The following is a 19,898-nucleotide window of genomic DNA, read 5'->3' as shown; positions in this document are numbered from 1 at the left end:
TGCTAGTGGAATTATAAGGCAAGCCGCCACCTCGTGCGAAACATGTCTGCATGTGCAACCGCAGGCGTCTCGGGGCTGGAGCGACCGGCTCCCCAGACCGACCTCGAAGTCACCCCAGGCGACACCGACGAACTGACCGACGACCGATTCGAACGCGCCGCGCTCGAACACGCCGGGACCGATATGGGAACGGCAATCGCAGCGGGGTGCGCTATCGCAGACCATCTCGGAATCGAATCCAGAAACCTCGACGAAGAAACGACTATCACCGCTCGTATCGGCGGCTCGGTGATGGTCGTCGCGCGAGGCATCATCGTGGCCGTCGTGGCCCTGATCGTCCTCGGAGCGCTCTACTCCACCGACATCGTCTCCAACCCGGACAATGTCAACGCATGGACCAACATGACTGACACGTTCGCCGACTACGGGACCACCGCGTTCACCCTGATCGGCGTCGGCCTGATCGCTGTCGGTGCGGGAGTCGCCCTTTCCTACTTCGGTGGGATGGGCGGCGGCGGACGGTAAGCGCACCACACACCACCACCTTCCTTCCGCTCACAACCCGCCTGAGCCATGACTTCAAAGATCACATCGTTCGCCGGTATCCTCATCATCAGCATCGTCGCAGTCGTCGGTTTCTCGGCCGCGTACGCTGGTAGCGGAGTTCCGGTGCACACTACCGAGGAGATAACCCTCACAGACTCTGGATCGTTCGTCGACCAACGAGACGCACTTCGGTACCGAGACAACGAAACCGTTGTCTACAACGGGTCCACACTCGCCGAAGGATCCGACTACAGTTGGAACACGTCGACTGGCGAACTGACGCGACTGTCTGGCTCAAGCGCACCAGACGGTGCTACCGTGAACATCGAATACGCCTACGCCGAGCCCAGCGAGACAACCAGAGGGATCAACAAGACACTCTCGTCCGGCGGGCAAGCGCTTCCTGTGATCGTCCTCTTCCTCGGAATCGCCGCCATTTGGGGGTGGCTCTCATGAGCCTCCTCGTCTCGCAATCCCACGCACTTTTCGCGTTCGGGACGATCGCGCTTCTCGTCACACTCGTTGTCGACAACCACGACAACGTGGGCCTCTTCGCACTTCTCGGAGCACTTTCGTGGGGCCTGCTCGGGCTCCGAGCCGGCAGTCTCAGCCATCTCTCTGACGCGAATCAAACGGCCGTCATCGTCAGTCCCGAAATGCAGATTTTTGCATTCGCGGCGTCGCTGACTTGTCTCCTCGTCGTCTACGACGCGGTCATCTCCTCTGCGGGTTCTAACGAGGTGTCACAATAATGTCCGAAGAAGAACGCCACAAACACCGTCAAGAAGAAATTCAAGAGCGAACCGCGGGCGATATCGAACGTGCAGTCGCCCAACGTGCATCGAATGAAGGACCGGCAATCGATCCACTCTCAGAGATGGACCCTGACGAGCTCTGGGAGAACCTAACCGGCCTCGACATCGAGTCCGAAGAGTACGAATCGCTCGTCGCAATCCTCAAGCCCTATCTCTCGTCCGGAGAGATGCTCGCGAGCCACGACGAGGAGTACTACGACGACAGGAAAAGACGACTTCTCAACGAGAACCTCGCGGACCGAATCATCCTCGGTCACGAGTACAACGACCTCTGCACCGGCGTCTTCCGCGAAATCGCCCAGGACGTTGATGGAGACAGTTTCGCTGGCGAACGGCGTGACTGGTCGCCGGCCGAAAAAGAGGCTATCCGCGTCATCATCGAAGAAGTCCGAACCGACCGCCAGTCCCTCGGAGATGGAACACTCCTGCGCGCCATCATGGAGACCCATCTCTCGACCGAGCGCCGTGGCGCAGAACAACCCAGCAAGAGCGGCGGCTTCAGCTCACTCCTCCCCTGGAACTGACCATGACAGACAACGACCCACTCAAACCCGACAACCACGACGAACAGCAGAACAACACGCAACCAGAAACCCGTCGCGACAAACTCGAAAGCAAACTCCGAGAGTCAACCAGCGTCGGTCAGACAATCGGCGACGGATTCGGAAAACTCGGGGCAGTCACCATCCAAGGCCTCATCGCCCTGTTTTCCATTCCGCTGTTTATCCTGTTCCGAATCATTCCAAAGAGCCACACGATCGCTGAAGGCATCGTTGACATCGGATACAAACTGATGCTCAAATCGAGCGGCGGCGACACGATCATCAACCAGATCTACGGCGACGGGGTCGTGAAACCCGTCGCAGGGTCTTGGAACTCCGAAGACCACGAATTCCGCACCGTCGACGGGCAAGAGTACAAAGCAGACCGCCTGAGTTTCCCATACCGACAAAACGGGAAATACGCACTCACGTGGGCGCTCCGAGAAGGCCGAGAAATCACCGACCCGCTTGAAGCATACATGGGCGGCCAGCGCCGGCGTGGCAATTACGAGGAACATCTCCGAACGGACGGCGCTGGAAAAGACGTCGCGATCCACGCCGAAACCGAAGGCTTCGACGGACGAGCCCTGTCGTTCCGCGACGGCTTCCGTCTGTTCGGTAGCAAGGTCACACAGCAGGACATGAAGCGCCAAGAGACCCGTGGGAAGCTCGCCGAACTCGACTGGAGTTCCCGACAGCAACTCTACCTGGTCCTCATCTTTGCGGCAGGGCTCGCTCTCGGGATGTTCGGGCCCTCGCTCGCAACCTCCATCGCAGGCGGCGGTGGCGGCGTCGGAGGTGGGCTCTCACTCCCAATATTCGCCACGATTCCAGGAGTGATCTGAATGGCACTCCCAGACGCGGGCAACTCCCCAGAAGACGACGAAGCCGCACGCCAAACCGAACAAGACGTTCGAGACGCACGCGACCGTGCTCGACGCGACGCAGACGATGACCGCACCGACTCCACGGACTCATCGAACGACACAGGGTCGAGCATCGACCAATCCCGAGAACAAGACCGAAACGTCGTCGAACAACGGAAGAGTCAGCAGCGAGGCGACCGGTATGACTCAGGAGACAGCTCAGACTCTGGCACTGGCTCGTCGAGTCGCTCCAGCGGTGGATCCCAGTCCCAACCCCAATCAGACCCATCTCGATCCCCCGAACAAGACCGAAACGATTCAGAACAGTCGGGTCGTGACTCCAGAAACGCCGACCGGAGCATTGTCGAGCAGCGTAAAAGCCAACGACGAGGTAATCGGTATCAGACCGAGGACGAACAGCGAGACGGACCCGACCGCCAGACCTACTCAGACATCGCACCAGCAACCGGCTCCGTCTCAGGGCAGCCCGGCGGACTCGACGTTCAGCAGGGTGTCGAAACCCAGTCAGATCGAATCGGAAACCGCGCCCGCGACCTCGAACAGACCGTCGTTGACGAATACGACCTCTCTGAAGATGATGTCCGAATCCGTCGTGACGGAGATCGTCTCGTCGCCGAGTTGACCGACACCGGCGAACAAATCCTGACAGAGCGACAAGCCGCCGAGCAACGAAGCCGACAACGCCGTGAGAGCGTACTCGAAGAGCAACTAACCGGTCGCAGTCGACGCGAACAAGCCCGACGACAGATCGCTGAGACGGCTGGCGTCGATCTCGAACAGATCGACAACGTCCGAAAAGAAGACGGTCGATGGGTCGCTTCTATCGACCGGACCGGCGAACGCAGAAACAGCCTCGAAGGCATCGGCACAAGCGAACGCGAACTCGCCAGACAACGCATCGCCGAAGACATCGGCGTCGATCCCGAACAGATCGACAACGTCCGAAAAGAAGACGGTCGATGGGTCGCCAGCGTCGATCGCAGCCCCGACAGCGCTCAAAACCAGCCCGCAACTCCAGACCGGCCCGACGAACAGTTCGGTGACATCCCAATCTACGTTGGCGACGGCAAACGCGTCGAAGACTACCTCCGTGCCGCTTCGGCGGACTACGACGAGTTCGTCGATGATGCCGTCGACCTCACCTCGAAATACAATCCGTACGTCGTCGCCAGCAGGACCGCTTACGACGCCGTCGATGAATACACACCCCAATGGGTCGACAACATCGCCGTCAACCCAACCACGGGCCGCACACGAGGCGAAGAGTTCGCACGTGGGACTGTCGAAGGCGCGGCCCAGCTCGGGAACGTCCCCGCAACCGCACTTGGACTCAAAGAAGGCGCAGAGTTTGTCTACTACGTCGGTAGCGAAGCCGCCGAAGGGAACGCTGGCGATGTCGCTAGCGATGTCGAAGATGCAGCGACTGCAGTTCAAGCAGATGTCGCGGAGTCAGTAACGCAGAATCCAGCCAGCGTTGGCGGGATGGTCGCGGGATCACTTGTCGCGTCTGTCGGTGGGCTCGCTGCGGCGTCCGGACGCGCCGGTCGAGTTGCCCGATACGCAGTCCAACCCGGCGAAGAAATTGCGACTGACGTGGCGACTGCAGCGCTGTCACGCTCAACTCGCGGCCAGCGTGTCCTCAGCCGGCTTCCAGGCGGGCGGATAGATAACGAAGAAATCGCCTATGCCGCGTACGACAGGGGTGTCAGACCAGCCACTTCGGAATTGACTCGGCGAATTAGACGAACTAGATACGATGTCGAGCGCTTCGCTCGAGAAGAAGCATCCCAAATCGGAGAATTCGTTCGTGGTTCGGGCCGCGCCCAAGCAGATCTCGCTGGGCCGCGTAGTCGCCCGTCGGTAGAGGTTGACGAATCTCCCGGACGGATGTCCCCCGAACTCGACGCGGCAGATGCTGCCGAACAAGATCTCGATCAAGCACAGTTCGAGTTAGGACGGTTCGCAGAGCAAGAACGCCAAGTTCAACGCGAACAACTCGAAGACTTCGAATCAGAATCCAACAGAGATCTTGAATCTATTCGGAGATCACGCGCCGCAGATTCGGAACGATATACAGTTGATCCGGATGTTCTCGAAGAAGAGACCCGACGTCAACGGAGAGCGCTAGAGCGAGATCTCAGGAGACCACGTCGTCGAAGAGTTCGTCGTGAACCACAGGATGAGCTTGGAGAGCCCTGGGACTTGAGCGATGTTGAGCGTCGGAACCAGCGCGCTGTCGAACGAAGTGTCAGGGCCGAAGCCGAAAGCCTCGAACGGCAAGCGACTGGTTCCGAGGTCGCGACGGGGGACCTCGCTCAGCGCGAAGCACAGCGACGCGAGCTCGCCACACGACCCAGCGTTGAGGCACGGACCTTCGAGACCGAACGCGTCGGCGAACGAGAAGCGACTCGTGAGATGACAAGTGAACTCGAACGCTCTGCAGAACTCGAACGCGAGCTTGAGCGCGAGGCCGAGCGTGTTGAGACAGAATTCGAGACAGAGACAGTCTCCGAAATGGAACGAGAGCGAGAGCGCGAACTCGCTATCGAGACCGAGATAGAATCAGAGTACGAACGAGAGCGAGAGCGCTTCGATAAACCATCGTTTGACGAGGTCAGCGACGACGAAGTGTTTGGATTCGACGTTGATGAAGACATCTGGCGATCGTCAATCGCCGACGTCGACGATCTCCTCCGGGGTCTTCGAGGTGATCGTTGATGCCGACGATGTCGACCTATCTCAAACTCGCGCTGACGTTCGTCGTCTCTATCCCGCTCAAAGACGTTCTCGAAGCAGTTGTCAATCCGATGATGGGCGTGGGGTGCAACCCTAACACACCAACCGTCGTCGAGGGTGCACGCAACTGCCTCTACATCCAACAGGCGATGACGTGGTTCCTCGGCTTTGTCCTCGTCGGCATGCTCGTGACCGCACTCTCTCGTGGCGTCTCAATTGGGGGCGTGCGAAGATGAGAGTTCGAACACTCGTCTTCGTGGTCATCGGTCTCGCGCAGGTGGCCGCTTTTGTCGTCTTCCTCAATACCGGGGTCGCGGAACTCGTTCAAGTCGCAGAGTCTCTTCCGTACGTGACCGGAACGTGGGTCTCGACGCCGCTCGAACGCATCAAGAGCGCCGCCTATCTCGCTATCGTCCCCATCTTTCTCATCGACATAATTCTGTATGCGATATATAGTGGCCATCAGCAAGAAAAACAGCAGGAGCGACTCTACCGCGGGGGATACTGATGCGACGTCTAGTCACCTTCGCGCTCGTGGCATCCCTGCTGGCAGTGACAGCAGCACCGGTCAGCGCAGCGAACGTCGCAATTGGATCAGATCACGACACAGCCGATGAACTACGGAGCGGGACAACCGATAATGCCTACGTGACCGGCTCTGGCACCAATGGCCGGGTTGTTTTCGAGCCAGGTGCATTTGTCGACTCGTTTGAAGACAACGATCTCTCAGAGTACAGCGAATCAGGAGGCGGGACATGGTCAACATCGACCACGTCCTACGGCGGTTCCTACGCGCTCCGCGGATCCAGTGGAGCAGCATCTAGTGGCTTCATGTCCACATCCGGTCTCGACCGCTATCCATCCGCAGGAGAGTCCTTCAGTACGCGGTTTAGATACCAAGACCAATACGTGCACTACCGGCTGAACTGGGCTGCACAGAGCGAGTCGGAACTTCCCGACGGCTACCACATCCGATTTAACTTTGACAATCAGAAGGTTGAACTCCGGAAGTCGAACGGGAGCGCACACGTGCTTGATGATGCCAACTTCGATCCGTCAACACACATAGACGAGTGGACCAAAATCGAAGTTGATTGGACCACTAACGGACAAATGACAGTCACATGGCTTGACTCGTCAGGGACACAGATTCTACAGCTCCAGGGAACAGATGACCAGTCCGAGTTCAGTTCTGGAGGGATTGGCTTCCGCCACAACGACAAGTCCGAAGAGGCGGTCGCATACTGGGACGACTTCAAAATCGACACGAACGAGGATTCCGGGCTCTATCTGTCAGACACCCACGAGGTGACGAATGCGACTGACGGCGTTGTTGAGATAGCAACCCTATCGAACGTCGACGCAACTGTCACATGGCAAGAGAATAGCAGCGGAACTTGGTCGAATATTTCTTCCTCGACGTTCACGACCGCAGGGACCAAGACCGCAGATATCTCTTCAGCAACGACTTCACACATCCGTGTTCGTGTTGACTTCCAACAGAATGGGAGCAATCCAGTTGCCGAGGTCGACCGCGATTTCGTCAGATTCCAAAACCAGCAGCCGACTGCATCAGGCCCATCGTTGAGTGGTGGGTCAACCACACGGACATCCCAGCCGAATCTCTCAGTGACAGTTGATGACCCAGAGTTCGCATCCGCACAGGGAGATGACGTGACTGTCGAATGGATTATCGACGGTTCGACAGTCCACGAACAACAGATCTCTTCCGCGGGCGTCGTGTCATACAATGCCTCGGGTCTCACCGACGGCTCACACAGTTGGTCCGTCGAGCTCAACGATAGCTACGGAGCCACATCCACATCGTCCACGTGGTCGTTTACAGTCGACCACTACGAGCCAGTTGTCAATAACTCCACACTCACCCCGGCAGACCAAACAAATCTGACGACCCAGAGTGTGAACCTCTCGGCCGAAGTCAGTGACCGTGACTTTGCTATCGACGGCGACTCACTGACAGTTGAGTTCATTGTTGATGGCTCTGTCGTCGGTCAAGATACACTCTCATCAAACGGGACTGCAAAAACCGAGTACGAGGCGACATCTGGTTCCTTCAACTGGAGTGTTCAAGTCACAGACCAGTACGGATCAGGCGTTGATACAGTCTCCACCAGTCAGCTGGTCACCTCACCGTCGACGGTGACAATCCGCAACGTCTCTTCTGGGGCGGTGATCACCGATACCGCAGACGTCGAAGCCAGACTGTTCTCCGGAGAGATGATCTTCACCAAGAACGTCACGAACGGTCAAATTGACCTTACCGGAATCCCGCCTGGGGAAGGATATATTTTGCAGCTTCGGGTTGACGGCTACGTTCTTCGGACCGTGGCCCTGAGATCAGTCTACGACCAGTCAACAGCTTACTTGCTCCCAGAAAACGCATCCAGCGTGTACAACGAGTTCCAGCTTAACGACAACACAAACGAGTTCGGCACCAGCGAGACGATTCTCTACATCGAAAGACCAATCGAAGACAACGGCTCGCTTGAATGGCGCACGGTCACCGGCGACTACTTTGGCTCAGATGGGGTGTTCAAAACGACACTCGAACGCGACCAGCGCTACCGTCTGATCATCGAGAATACCGATGGAGACCGACGCGAACTCGGAAGCTACATCGCTTCAACAGACACGAGCGCAACGCTGTCTGTCGGAGAAATCGTCTGGCGATCCCCGGAAGGGGAAACCTTCCAGTGGGATGCCTACATCGATGGCGAATCCGACCCGAACGTACTCAAATTCGCTTATTCTGATCCCGAATCGCAAACGGCCTCTCTCAACTTGACTGTCTTCGAGCGCGGCAACCGGAGCAATGTCCTCTTCGAGACAAACCAAGCCGGTTCGATAACATCTTTCCAGCGGACTGAGCCGCTCTCACAAAACGAGAGTGAGACCCAATGGGTCGTCAACTTCACCGTCACCAGAAACGAGGCAGACACTACGGTCCAGAAACCGATAAGCGGGGTCGCTGGCGTGAGCTTGCCCGTCGATCAGCGATGGCTCACACTTGGTGGCTATCTTCTTCTTATCGGGATCGGCGCGCTCTTCCCCTCGACGATGGCACGGACTGGCGCGGCGATATCGGTTGCGGTTGCGACTGGGCTCACTTGGCTCGGCATCGTTCCAATCCCGATCGAAGTCATTGGTCTCGCCGGGGCGATCGCGCTGCTCGGCGTGGTTGCTGAATTCAACGGAGGTTACTGAAATGAGAGTTACCGTACCCATGCTCATCGTCATCTCGTGCGCGGTCGCCGGAGCCATCATGGAGGGCTCAGGCTTTAACACGGCCGTCGGCATCGGGAAGGCGACCGGGCTCCAAGACGACGCTGCACAGCTCAACGACGATTCATCCCAGTTCCGCGCAGAACGCGCTGGCGACGGCGGCTCCTATCTCGGCTTGACCGCTGACTCGACACGTGCGTTTGTTGGACTCTTGAAATGGAGTCTGATGCTTCCCGTCGCACTCCAGAACATCGGCTTCCCAGCGTGGTTCGTGATTCCACTTGGGTGGCCGATTCAGTTCATCAACTACGTCGGAATTTGGCAGATCATCAGGGGGATGAAAGTCTCATGAGTATCGACTGCTGGTTCACCTCGGATTTGCACACCTGTGTCTTCGGCAACAACGGTTGGGGTGGGTTCATTGGGGAGTCGACGATTGCGATGTTCATCGTCGCGATCGTCGTTTTCCCACTTTACGCGAAGACCGGAGACTTCGTGCTCCCAGCTGTGATGCTCGCGCTGATCGCTGGCATCGCAATCCCGCTTTTGCCTGGGACTGTCGCGAGCATCGCGTGGACGGTCTTGTTTATCTCCGTCGCAGCAGCGCTCTTCGTCCTTCTCTTCCGGATGGTGATCGAATGAACGCCACGACAACATGGGAACGGTTGGTCGAAGCCGAAGACGCGCTCGAAGGGCGTGAACGCGCTCTGGTCAACCTCCTCACTATCAACTGGGTGTTGGTCGCGGTTATGGTCTCCTCAGCAGCGTCTTCGCTTCCACCAGTCATTGGAAGCGCATCGACGCATCTCTCGGTCGGGATGTTGACGACCACCATCGCGCTCCCTTTCGTCGCCGAGGTGGCTGACGCGTGAGTTTTCTCTGGCATCTGTTGACACCGTCAGTTCCACTCCACGAACTCACACACGCGTTCGTCGCGCTCCCGTGGGCGACAGACATCGATGCAAGACTATCAAGGAGCGATGCACACGTCGACGTGACGCTTCCCGAAGGCACGCCAATCTGGGCCGTCTACGCGGTCTCGATGGCCCCGACAGTCGTCGGTCTGGGTGTCGCGTTGATTGCTATCGCTCTCTTCGGAGTTCCCTCGGTCACGACACTTTCGCAGCTCGCCATCCACGAACTTGGATTGCTCGTCATCCTCGCGCTCAACTGGGCGATATTTACTTATCCGTCAGAAGGCGATCGGCGGCCACTCAGATGAATACCAGCGCCGAAATACCAAGCAGAATCAAGAGACTCAGCAGGGCTAAAATCACTTTTTGATTGTCGCCAGACTCAGTCTGAGCGCTGTCTGTAGATCTCGAAGATTCTTGTCCTGGGTCGTGAGTTACTTCGTCTCGACTTTTTTGTTTGCTCTCAGTTATCTCGGAGAGACGATTCAGTTCAGAATTAATATCGAACGTCTCGGTTGTCTCACGACCGACAGCATCCGATGAACTCTCAATTTCGATTGGGGAAAAGACCGAATTCCCACAAGTAGAACATGTGCGGGGTTCGTTCCTAGAATAGGTATCTCCACACTCTGAACAACGCCAATGTAGACTTTCTCGCATGAGGATTCACGCGTCGAAGATAGTACACCACAGAGATAGTTCTTCTGTAGGTTTGAAAATTGGTCAACATTTACTAATTCGATACCGATGAAAGGCACATGTCTCGGAATACACTTGGGACGACTAAATCGGAGTTCAATCGCGCGGTCTCTCATGAAGTCGACCGACTCAAAGGGGGCACTACTGTAAAGAATTCATCTGGAGTAATTGGCTTTTTGTTAGCTATCGTTTTGTACCCTTACGCCTTCGTGAGCGCTATTACGAGGATTTTTTTACTTTTTGCACTCGTGACAGTATGGTCACCGCTTGGGAGACTATACCGTGTCATTTCAGACATGCTACTATTGACTGTGGTTCTGCTTATCGGTCTGGGACTCGCTCCAGTCACAACGAGTCAATTCTTGCCCGACATGGTTGCCAAGCCAATCGACTCAGCGTCTCAAATACTTGCAGATGGGGTCGCTGACTTTGTGAGTTCACTTCTCTGAAGCCCCAGCTACACTTTCACTCTGGTTTGCGACTCTTCAAATGAACGAACAGCAAATGTTGTCAACATGATTCGAGACGCCAGAGCGTTGCGGGACAGTTTCGTTCCCGCGGACCTCGAACACCGCAACGGTGAGATTGGCCACCTTTCCTCACTCTTGAAGCCGATTGAAGACGGAGAACCCGGATCAGACATCCTCATCACAGGGCCCTCTGGTGCCGGGAAGACGACGCTCGCGCGGTTCGTCGTCAGCGAACTCGAACGCGCCACCCTCAACGCCAGAACCGCCTACGCAAACTGTCTCAGCAACTCGACTAACGCTGGCGTTCTTCATTCACTCCTTCGCGACGCGAACCTCGCACTCGAATTCGAACGCGGGAACGTCCCCGTTGCATCTTATCTCGACAAGATCCGAGACATGGACCGACAGTTCGTCGTCATCCTCGACGAGGTCGACGTCCTCGAAGATCCGTCGCTCATCGCGATGCTCTACGACATCCCGAACGTCACCTGCTTGATGGTCTGTGTCTCTGACGACGCGTTTCTCTCAACGCTCGATATGCGCGTCGAGTCACGAGTTCGCGCCGCGGCATCCGTCGTTCTCGAAAAGTACCGGGACGACGAACTCGCGGATATTATCGGGGCGCGAGTCGATCACGGTCTCGATCCCGGAGCCGTCGACGAAGCGACCATCAAACATATCGCTGATCGTGCAGCTGGCGACGCGCGTCTCGCTATCACTAAACTCCGTCGGGCGGCTCAACTCGCCGATATCCGAGAACTCGATGCACTTAGTCCAGGGCTTATCGACGAAGTCTCAGAGGATGCCGAGGTCGAAGTCCACGAGCGAAACGTCGAACGTCTTTCCACGCACAAGCGACTCCTCTTCGACATCATTCGCGAGGGTGGTGCCGATGGAGTAACATCAAAACAGTTGCACGACCGGTACGAGTCGAGAATCGGCAACTCGAAATCGAAGCCGACACGCCGCCGATATCTTGGGGCACTCGAACGCTATCGGCTCATTGAGAAAGAAGGAGCGACCAAAGGGACCCGATATACAGCAGTCGAGTATTGACTACAGGATATCGTAGTCATCCTCTGACTCGATATCATCACTCCATGCGGTCGCTGCCCGTTCGAGTAGCATCTTACGCTTTGCTGTACTCGTTATCCGGCTGTCGAGAGTATCCAGCGCTTCCGAAACCTCAGACTCTGTCGTCGCAATGTAGTAGCCATTCGAGCCACCGATTATCGGGATCCTCTCTTTCAGCATTATCTCGCGGATGCACTCTCGCGTCTGTGGGAAAGAACCGACAGTATCGAGGCCGACCACCTCGTTGATTTCCCGCGAGCTGATCTCGTTTCCTTTTCCTCGATGTTCTAAAAGCAGTTCCTTGATACGCTCGTACTCCTCATCCGTGTGACTCATGACCACGGATAATCAGTCAGTTCAAATAAATGTCTAGCCTGAAAACAGCCGCTGAAATCGCTTATCGGGTCCGGTAATAGTGCGAACCCAATTCGAGTGACAGCAGTTCTTCGAGGTGATCGTTACCAGCAGCCTGTGCTGCGGAGATTGCCTCCACCAGTTTCGTGTCGAGTTCCGCGTTTTCTGCGTTCTCGTATTCCCTCTGTTCTGGGAAGTCGACGTCTAAGTCGACGCTACCATCCACCGTATGCTTGCTTGGGACCGACGTTGCCATAGTCGAGTATTAGTCACTCAGACGACTAGTAATTAATGCTTCTCTTAGCGAGATGGATTCGTTCATGTCGATAATCGACAGACTGCGCGGTTATTCGTTCATTCGCTCATTTTGGTAGTTTGTGAGTATATGGCTATGAAACCCCTGAAAACAGCACATTAGGTATTCCAAGTCGGGTTATTCGCTCACCTCCCTCCAAATCGTTTATACCACATCCTCATCGGCACAGGTATGTCAACGACGATTGGCAGTAGCCCGAACGGAACGAGTCGAGAACTGCGGTTGCTGAGCGGGTTCGTGGTCCGCATCGAGATTACTTCTGACGCGGACTACGCCGCGCGCCTCGATGTCCATCACGAAGGCCATCGCTGGGTCTACGGTGTGGATTCAAATCAGCGTGCGACGTTCATCGACGCGTTCGACACCGACGGTCGCGTCGACGATCCTGACGAGCCAGAGTGGATGCGCGAGGTCTTCCTGGAGTTGGAGGTCGATTGGGAATGAAACGATCAGCTCTCACTTGGGTTGAGTTCGTTTGCGTCGAGTTCCTCGTTGAGATACGCGATTCCGTCGTCGTTAATGAGATAAAACCCTCGGGAAGGCCTGTTAAGCAAACCATATTTGGTGAGTGTTCTGCACCTCTCTCCGATGTAGTCGTTGTTTTTGTCCAGAACATTAGAGATCGACTTCGGGGTTCCAGCACCCTCGTCGCGGAGATGCTCAAGGATCTGATCATCGACACTCCGCATCCACTCCGCGCGTTTTCTCATTACCATATTTGGCTGGTCTCCCGCCAGATATTGATACCGCTTGGCCGACATATTCGATGTTATACATTCTCTAAACTCGTCTTCCATATTGGAGTCTATGTTAAGCATAGATTTATGTATGTTGGCAATCTCGTTCGGATTGACGACTCTCACCGTGGCAGACATGTCGCGGAAAACGCTCGGACTCCTGCTGAGACAGGACCCGAGCACGGGGCGTCAGCTACAATGACGACCAAATCAGCACTCTCGCGGGCACGGAATAAATCCCGCGACACGCCCGACGAAGCGTCAACTAACTGCCCCGCGTGCGCAACGCCCATCGAGGGCTTCGCCGCGAGTGGGCCCGCGACTCGCACGGTTGTCCCGTGCGGTTGCACGCTGCCGAACCTCCGCGCGACCGACATCGCGCAGGAGAACTAAGATCATGAGTCACAACAACGAAAATCTCGACCGCATCGCAGAACACCTTCGCGAAGAACTCGACCCCGGTGAGTGGACGGTTCTCACCGCACGCCGTCTCGGAAAAGAGACCGGGATGTCCGGCCACGAAGCTGGCTTCTGGCTCGGACGCCTCAACGGTTCGCGCGATGGTGTTGAGCAAGCACACGTCGACGGTCTCGAAGTCTCGAAGTGGAGGAAGGACGCGGTCCCACTCAAGTGGCTCATCGAACGCGTCGCCGAAGACGACGCCGGCAGAGAGCACGTCGTCGCCGACGGCGGCGTTCGCTGGCTTGATCTGACCGGCTTCCAGCAGCAACTCGTCAAGGCCGTCATCGAGTTCGAGAACCAAGAGGGCGAGTCGCCGTACGGCGTCCAAGTGAAGCGGTCCCTGAGTGAGTGGTACGGTCACGAAGTCAGCAACGCTCAGATCTACCCAAATATCGATGACCTCGTTGATATGGGCGTGCTGGACCGGGAGCCACTCGACAAGCGGACGAAGGCGGTTCAGTCGACTCCGCTGGCGCGCCAGATGCTCGCTGGAGAGGCTGAGCACATGGCTCACGTTGCTGGTCTCGAACTCGCCGAAGCCGTCGCCGACGGTGGTGAAGAGCAATGAGTTGTGGCATCTGCGGGTCGCCGTGTCAGGGGCGGCTCTGCCGCGACTGCGAGCTGGTTCAGCGCTTCGAGGACGAGCACGACTGGCTCGTCGAGGACCTCGAAGACGAACACGATGATGAGGACGACGTCGACCGCGGCGACGGCGTCGCGACCGACGGCGGAAACGCTGAAGCCTCGCTCGGCGCGTTCGAGACCGTCGCCGAAACGCTCGGCATCTCGCTGGACACGCTTCACCGGCGGCTCGCGCACGAGACGACGTCGAAACCGCGCGAGTGGGAACCGCCACTCCCCGAAGCCCAAGAGCACGCCGGTGCCGAGGAGATGCACGTCAACCTCAACATCGAGCCGACCACCGCGCAGGGAGGAGTGAGTGCAGAGCTGAGCGACCGAGTCAACCAGCTCTACGTCGAGGCGACGACGGAGAACGTCATCTTCGAGGTCGCCGAAGAGTTCCAGAGCGTTTCGTTCTCGACGACGTTCACGCCCGACCAAGCCAAAGCGATCGGCTGCGCGCTGATCGCGGGCTCGAAACGAGCCGCTGACGCGAACACCGGCGTCATCGTCCGGAAGTTCAATCTCGCCGGGGTCGATCGTGGCGAAGGTATCGAGACGGATGGTGGCCGTATCAACTGGCCCGCAAACTTCGAGCGGACCCCGCCGAGTGATCGGGAATCAACGACGAAGTTCTCGATTTCGCTCACGAGCGCGTTCACCCGGCTCGAACGGTCGCTCAAACGCATCGGTGTCGATGACTTCGACTACGAATTCGACGCGAGACAACGTCAGAAGGACAAGCGCCCATACGCTCGGGCAAACCCTGACGACCCGTCTTTCGTCGTCCGCTGGACGAAGGACGGCGAACAGTTCGCTGTCGCCTGCGACCGCTACTCGGAGTTCCGCGACAACGTCCGCGCGGTGGGCCTCTACTTGGAGGAGAAGCGGAAGATGGAGAACCGACCAGTCGCGACCGGCGAAAGCGAATTCGCCAACGCTCGGTTGCCACCGGCCGATGATGATGTCGTCGCAGCGCCGCGACCCGCGCACGAAGTGCTTGGCGTCGAGCCCGATGCCTCCGACGAAGAGATTCGCGATGCGTTCCGTGAGGCGGTCAAGAAACGGCACCCGGACAAGGGCGGCCGTCTCGAACTGTTCAACGAGCTGCAAGAGGCCAAGGAGGCGATGCTCGGATGACGCCCGCGATCACGTCGCTGCAGGACGCCCTCGACGGTGCGAACCACGAGCGCAGTCGCGAACTCATCCGCGAGGCGCTGCAGTACGAGGAGATTCACATCAACGAGTGGCTCCAGACGGTCAGCGGCCTCGAAGGCGTCCGCCACATCGAGTGTGACCGTGACGGCTCCGAAATCGTCTGGTTCGACCCAGACGCCGACTTCGCCATCGAGGCGACGCTCGAACTCGCGCAGAAGTTCAGCTGGTCGATTAAATCGGTGAGCTTCCACGCTCGCTCGATCACCTTCGAGAGACCGGAGGTCAGCCATGAGTGAGACCTCCAACGCGGTTGGACTCCCGCACCGCCGAGAGCTGGACGACATCGAGCTCGATGACGACCACGAAGTCGTCGAAGTCGTTCGCGTCGTGTTTACTCGCCGGTCGGACGAACAAGGCGTCTGCCCGTTTTGCGAGACGGACGATCGCGTTGAGTGGGTCAACGAAACCGGTCCCGGCTGCGAGTGGCGGAAAGAGCGGTTCGAGTGCGAGTGCGGCGCTCACGGAGAGAAAGTCTGGACGTGGCGTGCTGGAACCCTTCGAGGAGGTGACCTGCGATGACGAAGACACAGACGCGTCAGGAGGACGTCGCCGAGGATCTCTCGGACGAACTCTTGGAGATCTCGACGCAGACTGTCGACGGGCGGTACGTCCGCGGTCGTGTCACCCACATCGAGGACCAGAAGTCGAATGAGATTTTGCTTCGGTTAGTCCTTCCCAACGGCGACATGCCGGAGTTCACCTTCGAGAAGCCGATCCCGTGGAAGCGGTCGTTCGACTTCGTCCGCATTCTCGAAGAGAAAGGCTACGAGCCCGGCTCGATCCAGATGCTCATCGGCGATCAACTCCTGGTCGAGCCCGACGGAGAGGGAGACTGGGATATCGTTATTCCGAGTTCGAAGTGGGGGCACATTAAGAACGCAATATTGCGCGAGGAAGTGGTCGCACCCACAGCCGTCTTGTCATTGTTTTTCGGGTTCATCCCGGTTTCATTAACCATTCATTTTCCGGATCTGATGCTGATTGCATCGGGGTTCTCATTATTCACGAGTCTGCTGGCATGTCTGGTCGTCGCTGCCGGAGGTGGTCGGGTATGAACCGCCGTCTCGGTCACGAACTCGTCGACGACGTCGTTGACGAGTTGGATGGCTACGTCTCGAACGAGTGCCGCGACAAAGCGTTCGACCTCGCGCGTCGTGCTGAACTCACGCACCCGATCAACCGGTCTCCGAAGGTCGTCGCTGCGAGTGCGGTCTACCTCGCCGGCTTGCTGGTCAACGAGAAGCAGACCCAGGAAGTCGTCGCCGAAGCTGGCGACGTCAGCGAACCTTCGATTCGCGACTGCTACAACGAGATGGCGATTCACGAGGGCTACAAAACCGAAGACGAAGGCCCGTACGTCAGAGTCGGGCGCGATCCGTCTATTCTCGGCCGTGTCCGGGGGTGGCTGTCATGAGCCAGACCGGAAACACGGTGTCGGGGTCGTTCGACGACGACCGCAAGCAGTCGCTCGCGCTCGTCGAGGGCGACGACGTCTGCGCGGCGGTCTTCGTCGGTCCCGATGCGACTGACCGCGAGGTCGCTGGCCTCCTGGAGGACATCCGCGCCGAGGTCTCGCAACTCACTGGGGGTGATCTGCGATGAGCGAGACGACGACGCTCATAGACGCGATCAACCACGGAACTGCATCGTGGCGCGTTCTTGAGCACTTCGAGCGTCAGGCCGACACCGATGTGTTGGCCAGCGTGAAATCGCGAATGCCCGTTGCGCTTCGCGACTTCCCGGCGCTGTCAGCAGAGACGGTCAACGTCGGCACGCTGTACGAAAACGCAGACGCGGCGGCGCAGGCGTTCGGGTACAACCGACTCATCTGCCTGCCGCCGGACGAACCGACGACGAACGTCACGCTCTGGCACGAGCTGGGTCATGTCGCGATTCGCGTCTGCCACGAGGCCGGCGAAGACGTCGCCAAGACCAGCGAAGAGTTCTGCTCGATCTACTCAGTCGCGCGGATGCAGCCGACACACATCGACGAGGACTGCGTTCCGTACCTCGGAGAACCGACGGTTCCGCGCGACGAGTGGCCCGAGATCTGCCAGCGTGCTCTGGAGTACCGAGAGACCAACCGCAACTACATCCAGCAGTGCAAGGAGTGGCTGGAGATATGACACGTTCTACACAACAATCGACCAATCAGCGGACGCTGACAGGAGAGACCGCGACCGAATCCAAGATCCCTCTGCGCAAAGCCGAACCGAAAGTCTGGGACGACGGCTCGAAGACGACGCTTTGGAACTGCCCCGACTGTGGGACAGCTCTCCTCGCGGAGTCCGAGTGCATCGAGTGTGGCTGGTGGTCGAGGCAGCGCTGGGACGTGACCCTCCGGAGAGAGCGTCTGGACGGTGGTGCTGATGTCTGAATCGGCATCCGGGACTCAGCAACGACTCAATGTTGGGGACACGAGGCCGCCGAGAGCAATCATGTCGAATCGTCCGACGATGGGCGGTGTTGCGTCGATGGTGATGTGTGCCCACCGATTCGAGCCGAAGGACCTCATGGGGTGGCACACCCACGAGCCGGATGCGGTTATCCGTGGGATAGTCCAAGAGTCTGCGGCAGTTGTCGTGTCACAAGTTCTCGGACTCACACACGCAACCCGCCGCGAGACTGCGGCACCGTCGCCATTGGAACCTGCCTCTGAGTTCCAAGAGTGGCTAAGTGCTGACTCGTCCTCAACGAAACAGAAGACGCTCTTGACCGACGGCGGAACATCGGCATCCGAGACTAAGAGTAGTCTCCCGTTCTGGTGTCCGTGGTGCGAGGCGGTGATCACCCTCGACGGAGAGCCTGCGACAGAGTGGGCAGAGGCATACTGGCACTCCTACGACCACCAAGACAAGGGCCTGTACGCGGTGGTAGTCACCGACCAGTTCCAACGGGTCGAGACAATCGAAACGGAGCAGCACCATGTCTGAGCGTGCAACGTCCGAGACGCGTCTTCAGAGACTCGACGAACTCGACCACGTCATGGGGGTGATCCGGTCGGTTCGTTCGTCCGAAGACGAGTTCCGCGCGGAGGTCGCTTCGAACTTCGGCGTTGGGGCGGACGACTTCGAGGTCGAGTCGGAGATCGCCGATGGTCACATCGTCCACCGCGCGAGGTGGTCGCCGTGACTGGTCCACGAGACCTCTCGCCGCGTGACGCCTGGAAGCGATACGTCGACCGCCGCCGAACGGAGCTCACCGACGGCTCTGCTGACTCCTACCACTACCGACTCAAACTCTTCGGTGCGTGGTGCGAGGACCGCGGCATCGAGACCGTCTCCGAGCTGAACGGATGGCTTCTCGACGAGTACCGAGCCCATCGCGCCGGGGAGGGCATCGCGTCGACGACGCTCCATAACGAGATGGAGACACTTCGCGGGCTCGTCGAATACCTCGAAAATATCGGTGCCGTCGAGGACGGTCTCTCGAAGAAGGTCGATGTTCCACGCGTCCCCGAGGACGAGCAGTCACGGGAGACGAAGCTCGCGACGGACGACGCACTCGAGATTCTCAGATTCCATCGGTCGAATGACGAGACCTACGGGTCTCTTTTTCATGCTTTCCTCGAAGTCGCGTGGCACACCGGGGCTCGTCTTGGTGCGCTTCGTGGCCTCGATCTCCGCGACTTTGATCGCGATGTCGGCTATGTCGAGTTCGTCCACCGTCCTGAGACTGGGACGCCGCTGAAAAACAAGCGGAAGGGCGAGCGCATGGTGAAGTTGCTCCCCGAGGTCGTTGACGTCGTCGACGCCTATATCGCAGGTGATCGGCGGTCGAATCACGACGAGCACGGTCGACAACCGCTTTTCACGTCGACTCGGGGTCGTCCCGGTCGGAACACCGTTCGCGTCTGGAGTTATCGGGCGACGATGCCCTGCGTGTTCGGCCCCTGTCCGCATGGTCACGACCCCGACGACTGCGAGTTTCGGTCGCACACGCACGCGAGCAAGTGCCCGTCGTCGAGGGCTCCGCACCACATCCGGACGGGGGCGATCACGTGGCATCAGGATCGGGGTATCCCGAAGGAGGTGACCGCGGAGCGCGTCAACGCCTCGCAGCGAGTCATCGACCGCCACTACGACGTCGCCACTAAACTCGAAGAGATGGAGCTGCGGAGAGGCCCGCACATGGATAAATTGAGCCTCGACTGAAGTGAAACAATGTCAACGTTTGCATCCTACGAGCAGCGTCGAGTATCGTTAGTGGGTTCGACGGTTTCAGGAGTCCGTTGTCGTCAACGGTTCGAAACCGGGCGGTCCCA

Annotated in this window: 30 protein-coding genes; 26 read left to right on the top strand and 4 right to left on the bottom strand. The window is 58.2% G+C overall.

Annotated features, from left to right (window positions below):
* Positions 1–42: 42 nt before the first annotated feature.
* The 14 genes from C5B91_RS20180 (at position 43) to C5B91_RS20115 (ending at position 11,908) form a co-directional block, all read left to right on the top strand.
* The gene (locus C5B91_RS20180) at positions 43–525 is read left to right on the top strand and encodes a hypothetical protein (protein WP_115820240.1); all 483 of its coding nucleotides are present in this window, start codon (positions 43–45) and stop codon (positions 523–525) included.
* A 48-nt stretch (positions 526–573) separates the two neighbouring features.
* Entirely contained in the window at positions 574–1,002 is a 429-nt protein-coding gene (locus tag C5B91_RS20175) for a hypothetical protein (protein ID WP_115820239.1), read from the top strand.
* The gene (locus C5B91_RS20170; RefSeq protein WP_233514309.1) at positions 999–1,298 is read left to right on the top strand and encodes a hypothetical protein; all 300 of its coding nucleotides are present in this window, start codon (positions 999–1,001) and stop codon (positions 1,296–1,298) included. The genes C5B91_RS20175 and C5B91_RS20170 overlap by 4 nt, the downstream gene beginning before the upstream one ends.
* A gap of 125 nt (positions 1,299–1,423) precedes the next feature.
* Positions 1,424–1,885: a hypothetical protein gene (locus C5B91_RS20165; RefSeq protein ID WP_233514308.1), complete on the top strand. Its 462-nt coding sequence runs from the start codon at positions 1,424–1,426 to the stop codon at positions 1,883–1,885.
* Between the two features lie 2 nt (positions 1,886–1,887).
* Positions 1,888–2,748, top strand: coding sequence for a hypothetical protein (locus C5B91_RS20160; RefSeq protein ID WP_115820236.1), 861 nt, complete (start codon positions 1,888–1,890; stop codon positions 2,746–2,748).
* A complete protein-coding gene (locus C5B91_RS20155; protein ID WP_115820235.1) occupies positions 2,749–5,508 on the top strand; it encodes a hypothetical protein in 2,760 nt (919 codons plus the stop codon). It begins immediately after the preceding gene.
* Complete coding sequence (locus C5B91_RS20150) at positions 5,508–5,762, top strand: hypothetical protein (RefSeq protein ID WP_115820234.1); 255 nt, start codon at positions 5,508–5,510, stop codon at positions 5,760–5,762. The genes C5B91_RS20155 and C5B91_RS20150 overlap by 1 nt, the downstream gene beginning before the upstream one ends.
* A complete protein-coding gene (locus C5B91_RS20145) occupies positions 5,759–6,034 on the top strand; it encodes a hypothetical protein (RefSeq protein ID WP_115820233.1) in 276 nt (91 codons plus the stop codon). Before C5B91_RS20150 ends, C5B91_RS20145 begins: the two co-directional genes overlap by 4 nt.
* 26 nt (positions 6,035–6,060) lie before the next feature.
* Positions 6,061–8,751 carry an HPP family protein gene (locus C5B91_RS22770; RefSeq protein WP_233514307.1) on the top strand — a complete coding sequence of 897 codons (2,691 nt, stop codon included), beginning with the start codon at positions 6,061–6,063 and terminating at the stop codon, positions 8,749–8,751.
* Between the two features lies 1 nt (position 8,752).
* Positions 8,753–9,121 carry a hypothetical protein gene (locus C5B91_RS20135; RefSeq protein ID WP_233547766.1) on the top strand — a complete coding sequence of 123 codons (369 nt, stop codon included), beginning with the start codon at positions 8,753–8,755 and terminating at the stop codon, positions 9,119–9,121.
* Positions 9,118–9,411, top strand: coding sequence for a hypothetical protein (locus C5B91_RS20130; protein WP_115820232.1), 294 nt, complete (start codon positions 9,118–9,120; stop codon positions 9,409–9,411). Before C5B91_RS20135 ends, C5B91_RS20130 begins: the two co-directional genes overlap by 4 nt.
* The gene (locus tag C5B91_RS20125) at positions 9,408–9,641 is read left to right on the top strand and encodes a hypothetical protein (protein ID WP_115820231.1); all 234 of its coding nucleotides are present in this window, start codon (positions 9,408–9,410) and stop codon (positions 9,639–9,641) included. Before C5B91_RS20130 ends, C5B91_RS20125 begins: the two co-directional genes overlap by 4 nt.
* Complete coding sequence (locus tag C5B91_RS20120) at positions 9,638–9,991, top strand: hypothetical protein (RefSeq protein WP_115820230.1); 354 nt, start codon at positions 9,638–9,640, stop codon at positions 9,989–9,991. Before C5B91_RS20125 ends, C5B91_RS20120 begins: the two co-directional genes overlap by 4 nt.
* Before the next feature lie 906 nt (positions 9,992–10,897).
* Positions 10,898–11,908 (top strand): Cdc6/Cdc18 family protein, encoded by a 1,011-nt coding sequence (locus C5B91_RS20115; protein ID WP_115820229.1) that lies wholly within the window; start codon positions 10,898–10,900, stop codon positions 11,906–11,908.
* Here C5B91_RS20115 and C5B91_RS20110 read toward each other — a convergent pair whose 3' ends face one another.
* Both C5B91_RS20110 and C5B91_RS20105 read right to left on the bottom strand, forming a co-directional pair.
* Positions 11,909–12,262, bottom strand: a complete 354-nt coding sequence (locus tag C5B91_RS20110) for a hypothetical protein (protein WP_115820228.1) — start codon at positions 12,260–12,262, stop codon at positions 11,909–11,911.
* Between the two features lie 61 nt (positions 12,263–12,323).
* On the bottom strand, positions 12,324–12,536 hold the full coding sequence (locus C5B91_RS20105) for a hypothetical protein (protein WP_115820227.1): 213 nt from the start codon (positions 12,534–12,536) through the stop codon (positions 12,324–12,326).
* Between the two features lie 231 nt (positions 12,537–12,767).
* On the opposite strand from C5B91_RS20105, the gene C5B91_RS20100 reads away from it, so the two are divergent.
* Positions 12,768–13,040, top strand: a complete 273-nt coding sequence (locus tag C5B91_RS20100; protein ID WP_115820226.1) for a hypothetical protein — start codon at positions 12,768–12,770, stop codon at positions 13,038–13,040.
* A gap of 5 nt (positions 13,041–13,045) precedes the next feature.
* Here the strand turns inward: C5B91_RS20100 and C5B91_RS20095 are convergent, their stop codons facing one another.
* Positions 13,046–13,393, bottom strand: coding sequence for a winged helix-turn-helix domain-containing protein (locus C5B91_RS20095; RefSeq protein WP_233514306.1), 348 nt, complete (start codon positions 13,391–13,393; stop codon positions 13,046–13,048).
* 337 nt (positions 13,394–13,730) lie between these two features.
* Here C5B91_RS20095 and C5B91_RS20085 point away from each other — a divergent pair, with 337 nt between their 5' ends.
* From C5B91_RS20085 to C5B91_RS20070, 3 genes are read left to right on the top strand one after another with little or no spacing between them, the layout of a single operon-like run.
* A complete protein-coding gene (locus C5B91_RS20085; RefSeq protein ID WP_115820224.1) occupies positions 13,731–14,363 on the top strand; it encodes a DNA-binding protein in 633 nt (210 codons plus the stop codon).
* On the top strand, positions 14,360–15,556 hold the full coding sequence (locus C5B91_RS22765) for a J domain-containing protein (RefSeq protein WP_233514305.1): 1,197 nt from the start codon (positions 14,360–14,362) through the stop codon (positions 15,554–15,556). Before C5B91_RS20085 ends, C5B91_RS22765 begins: the two co-directional genes overlap by 4 nt.
* Positions 15,553–15,870 carry a hypothetical protein gene (locus tag C5B91_RS20070; protein ID WP_115820223.1) on the top strand — a complete coding sequence of 106 codons (318 nt, stop codon included), beginning with the start codon at positions 15,553–15,555 and terminating at the stop codon, positions 15,868–15,870. Before C5B91_RS22765 ends, C5B91_RS20070 begins: the two co-directional genes overlap by 4 nt.
* Here the strand turns inward: C5B91_RS20070 and C5B91_RS20065 are convergent.
* Positions 15,857–16,096: a hypothetical protein gene (locus tag C5B91_RS20065; protein WP_115820222.1), complete on the bottom strand. Its 240-nt coding sequence runs from the start codon at positions 16,094–16,096 to the stop codon at positions 15,857–15,859. The two genes, C5B91_RS20070 and C5B91_RS20065, sit on opposite strands and share 14 nt — an antisense overlap.
* Before the next feature lie 53 nt (positions 16,097–16,149).
* On the opposite strand from C5B91_RS20065, the gene C5B91_RS20060 reads away from it, so the two are divergent.
* The 8 genes from C5B91_RS20060 to C5B91_RS20030 are packed head-to-tail and all read left to right on the top strand — an operon-like array spanning position 16,150 to position 19,788.
* Positions 16,150–16,689, top strand: a complete 540-nt coding sequence (locus C5B91_RS20060; protein ID WP_115820221.1) for a hypothetical protein — start codon at positions 16,150–16,152, stop codon at positions 16,687–16,689.
* Positions 16,686–17,048 carry a hypothetical protein gene (locus C5B91_RS20055; RefSeq protein WP_115820220.1) on the top strand — a complete coding sequence of 121 codons (363 nt, stop codon included), beginning with the start codon at positions 16,686–16,688 and terminating at the stop codon, positions 17,046–17,048. The genes C5B91_RS20060 and C5B91_RS20055 overlap by 4 nt, the downstream gene beginning before the upstream one ends.
* Complete coding sequence (locus C5B91_RS20050; RefSeq protein ID WP_115820219.1) at positions 17,045–17,236, top strand: hypothetical protein; 192 nt, start codon at positions 17,045–17,047, stop codon at positions 17,234–17,236. The genes C5B91_RS20055 and C5B91_RS20050 overlap by 4 nt, the downstream gene beginning before the upstream one ends.
* A complete protein-coding gene (locus C5B91_RS20045; protein WP_115820218.1) occupies positions 17,233–17,760 on the top strand; it encodes a hypothetical protein in 528 nt (175 codons plus the stop codon). The genes C5B91_RS20050 and C5B91_RS20045 overlap by 4 nt, the downstream gene beginning before the upstream one ends.
* Positions 17,757–18,011, top strand: a complete 255-nt coding sequence (locus C5B91_RS22015; RefSeq protein WP_147298799.1) for a hypothetical protein — start codon at positions 17,757–17,759, stop codon at positions 18,009–18,011. The genes C5B91_RS20045 and C5B91_RS22015 overlap by 4 nt, the downstream gene beginning before the upstream one ends.
* Positions 18,004–18,567, top strand: a complete 564-nt coding sequence (locus C5B91_RS20040) for a hypothetical protein (RefSeq protein WP_147298798.1) — start codon at positions 18,004–18,006, stop codon at positions 18,565–18,567. The genes C5B91_RS22015 and C5B91_RS20040 overlap by 8 nt, the downstream gene beginning before the upstream one ends.
* Complete coding sequence (locus C5B91_RS20035; protein ID WP_115820216.1) at positions 18,560–18,766, top strand: hypothetical protein; 207 nt, start codon at positions 18,560–18,562, stop codon at positions 18,764–18,766. The genes C5B91_RS20040 and C5B91_RS20035 overlap by 8 nt, the downstream gene beginning before the upstream one ends.
* Positions 18,763–19,788 (top strand): tyrosine-type recombinase/integrase, encoded by a 1,026-nt coding sequence (locus C5B91_RS20030; RefSeq protein WP_115820255.1) that lies wholly within the window; start codon positions 18,763–18,765, stop codon positions 19,786–19,788. Before C5B91_RS20035 ends, C5B91_RS20030 begins: the two co-directional genes overlap by 4 nt.
* The last annotated feature ends 110 nt before the right edge of the window (positions 19,789–19,898 follow it).

The sequence above is a fragment of the Haloferax sp. Atlit-10N genome (assembly GCF_003586325.1).
In the GTDB taxonomy this organism is placed as follows: domain Archaea; phylum Halobacteriota; class Halobacteria; order Halobacteriales; family Haloferacaceae; genus Haloferax; species Haloferax prahovense.
The sequence above is the reverse complement of the archived record's forward strand: the minus strand, read 5'-3'. Positions and strand labels throughout refer to the sequence as shown.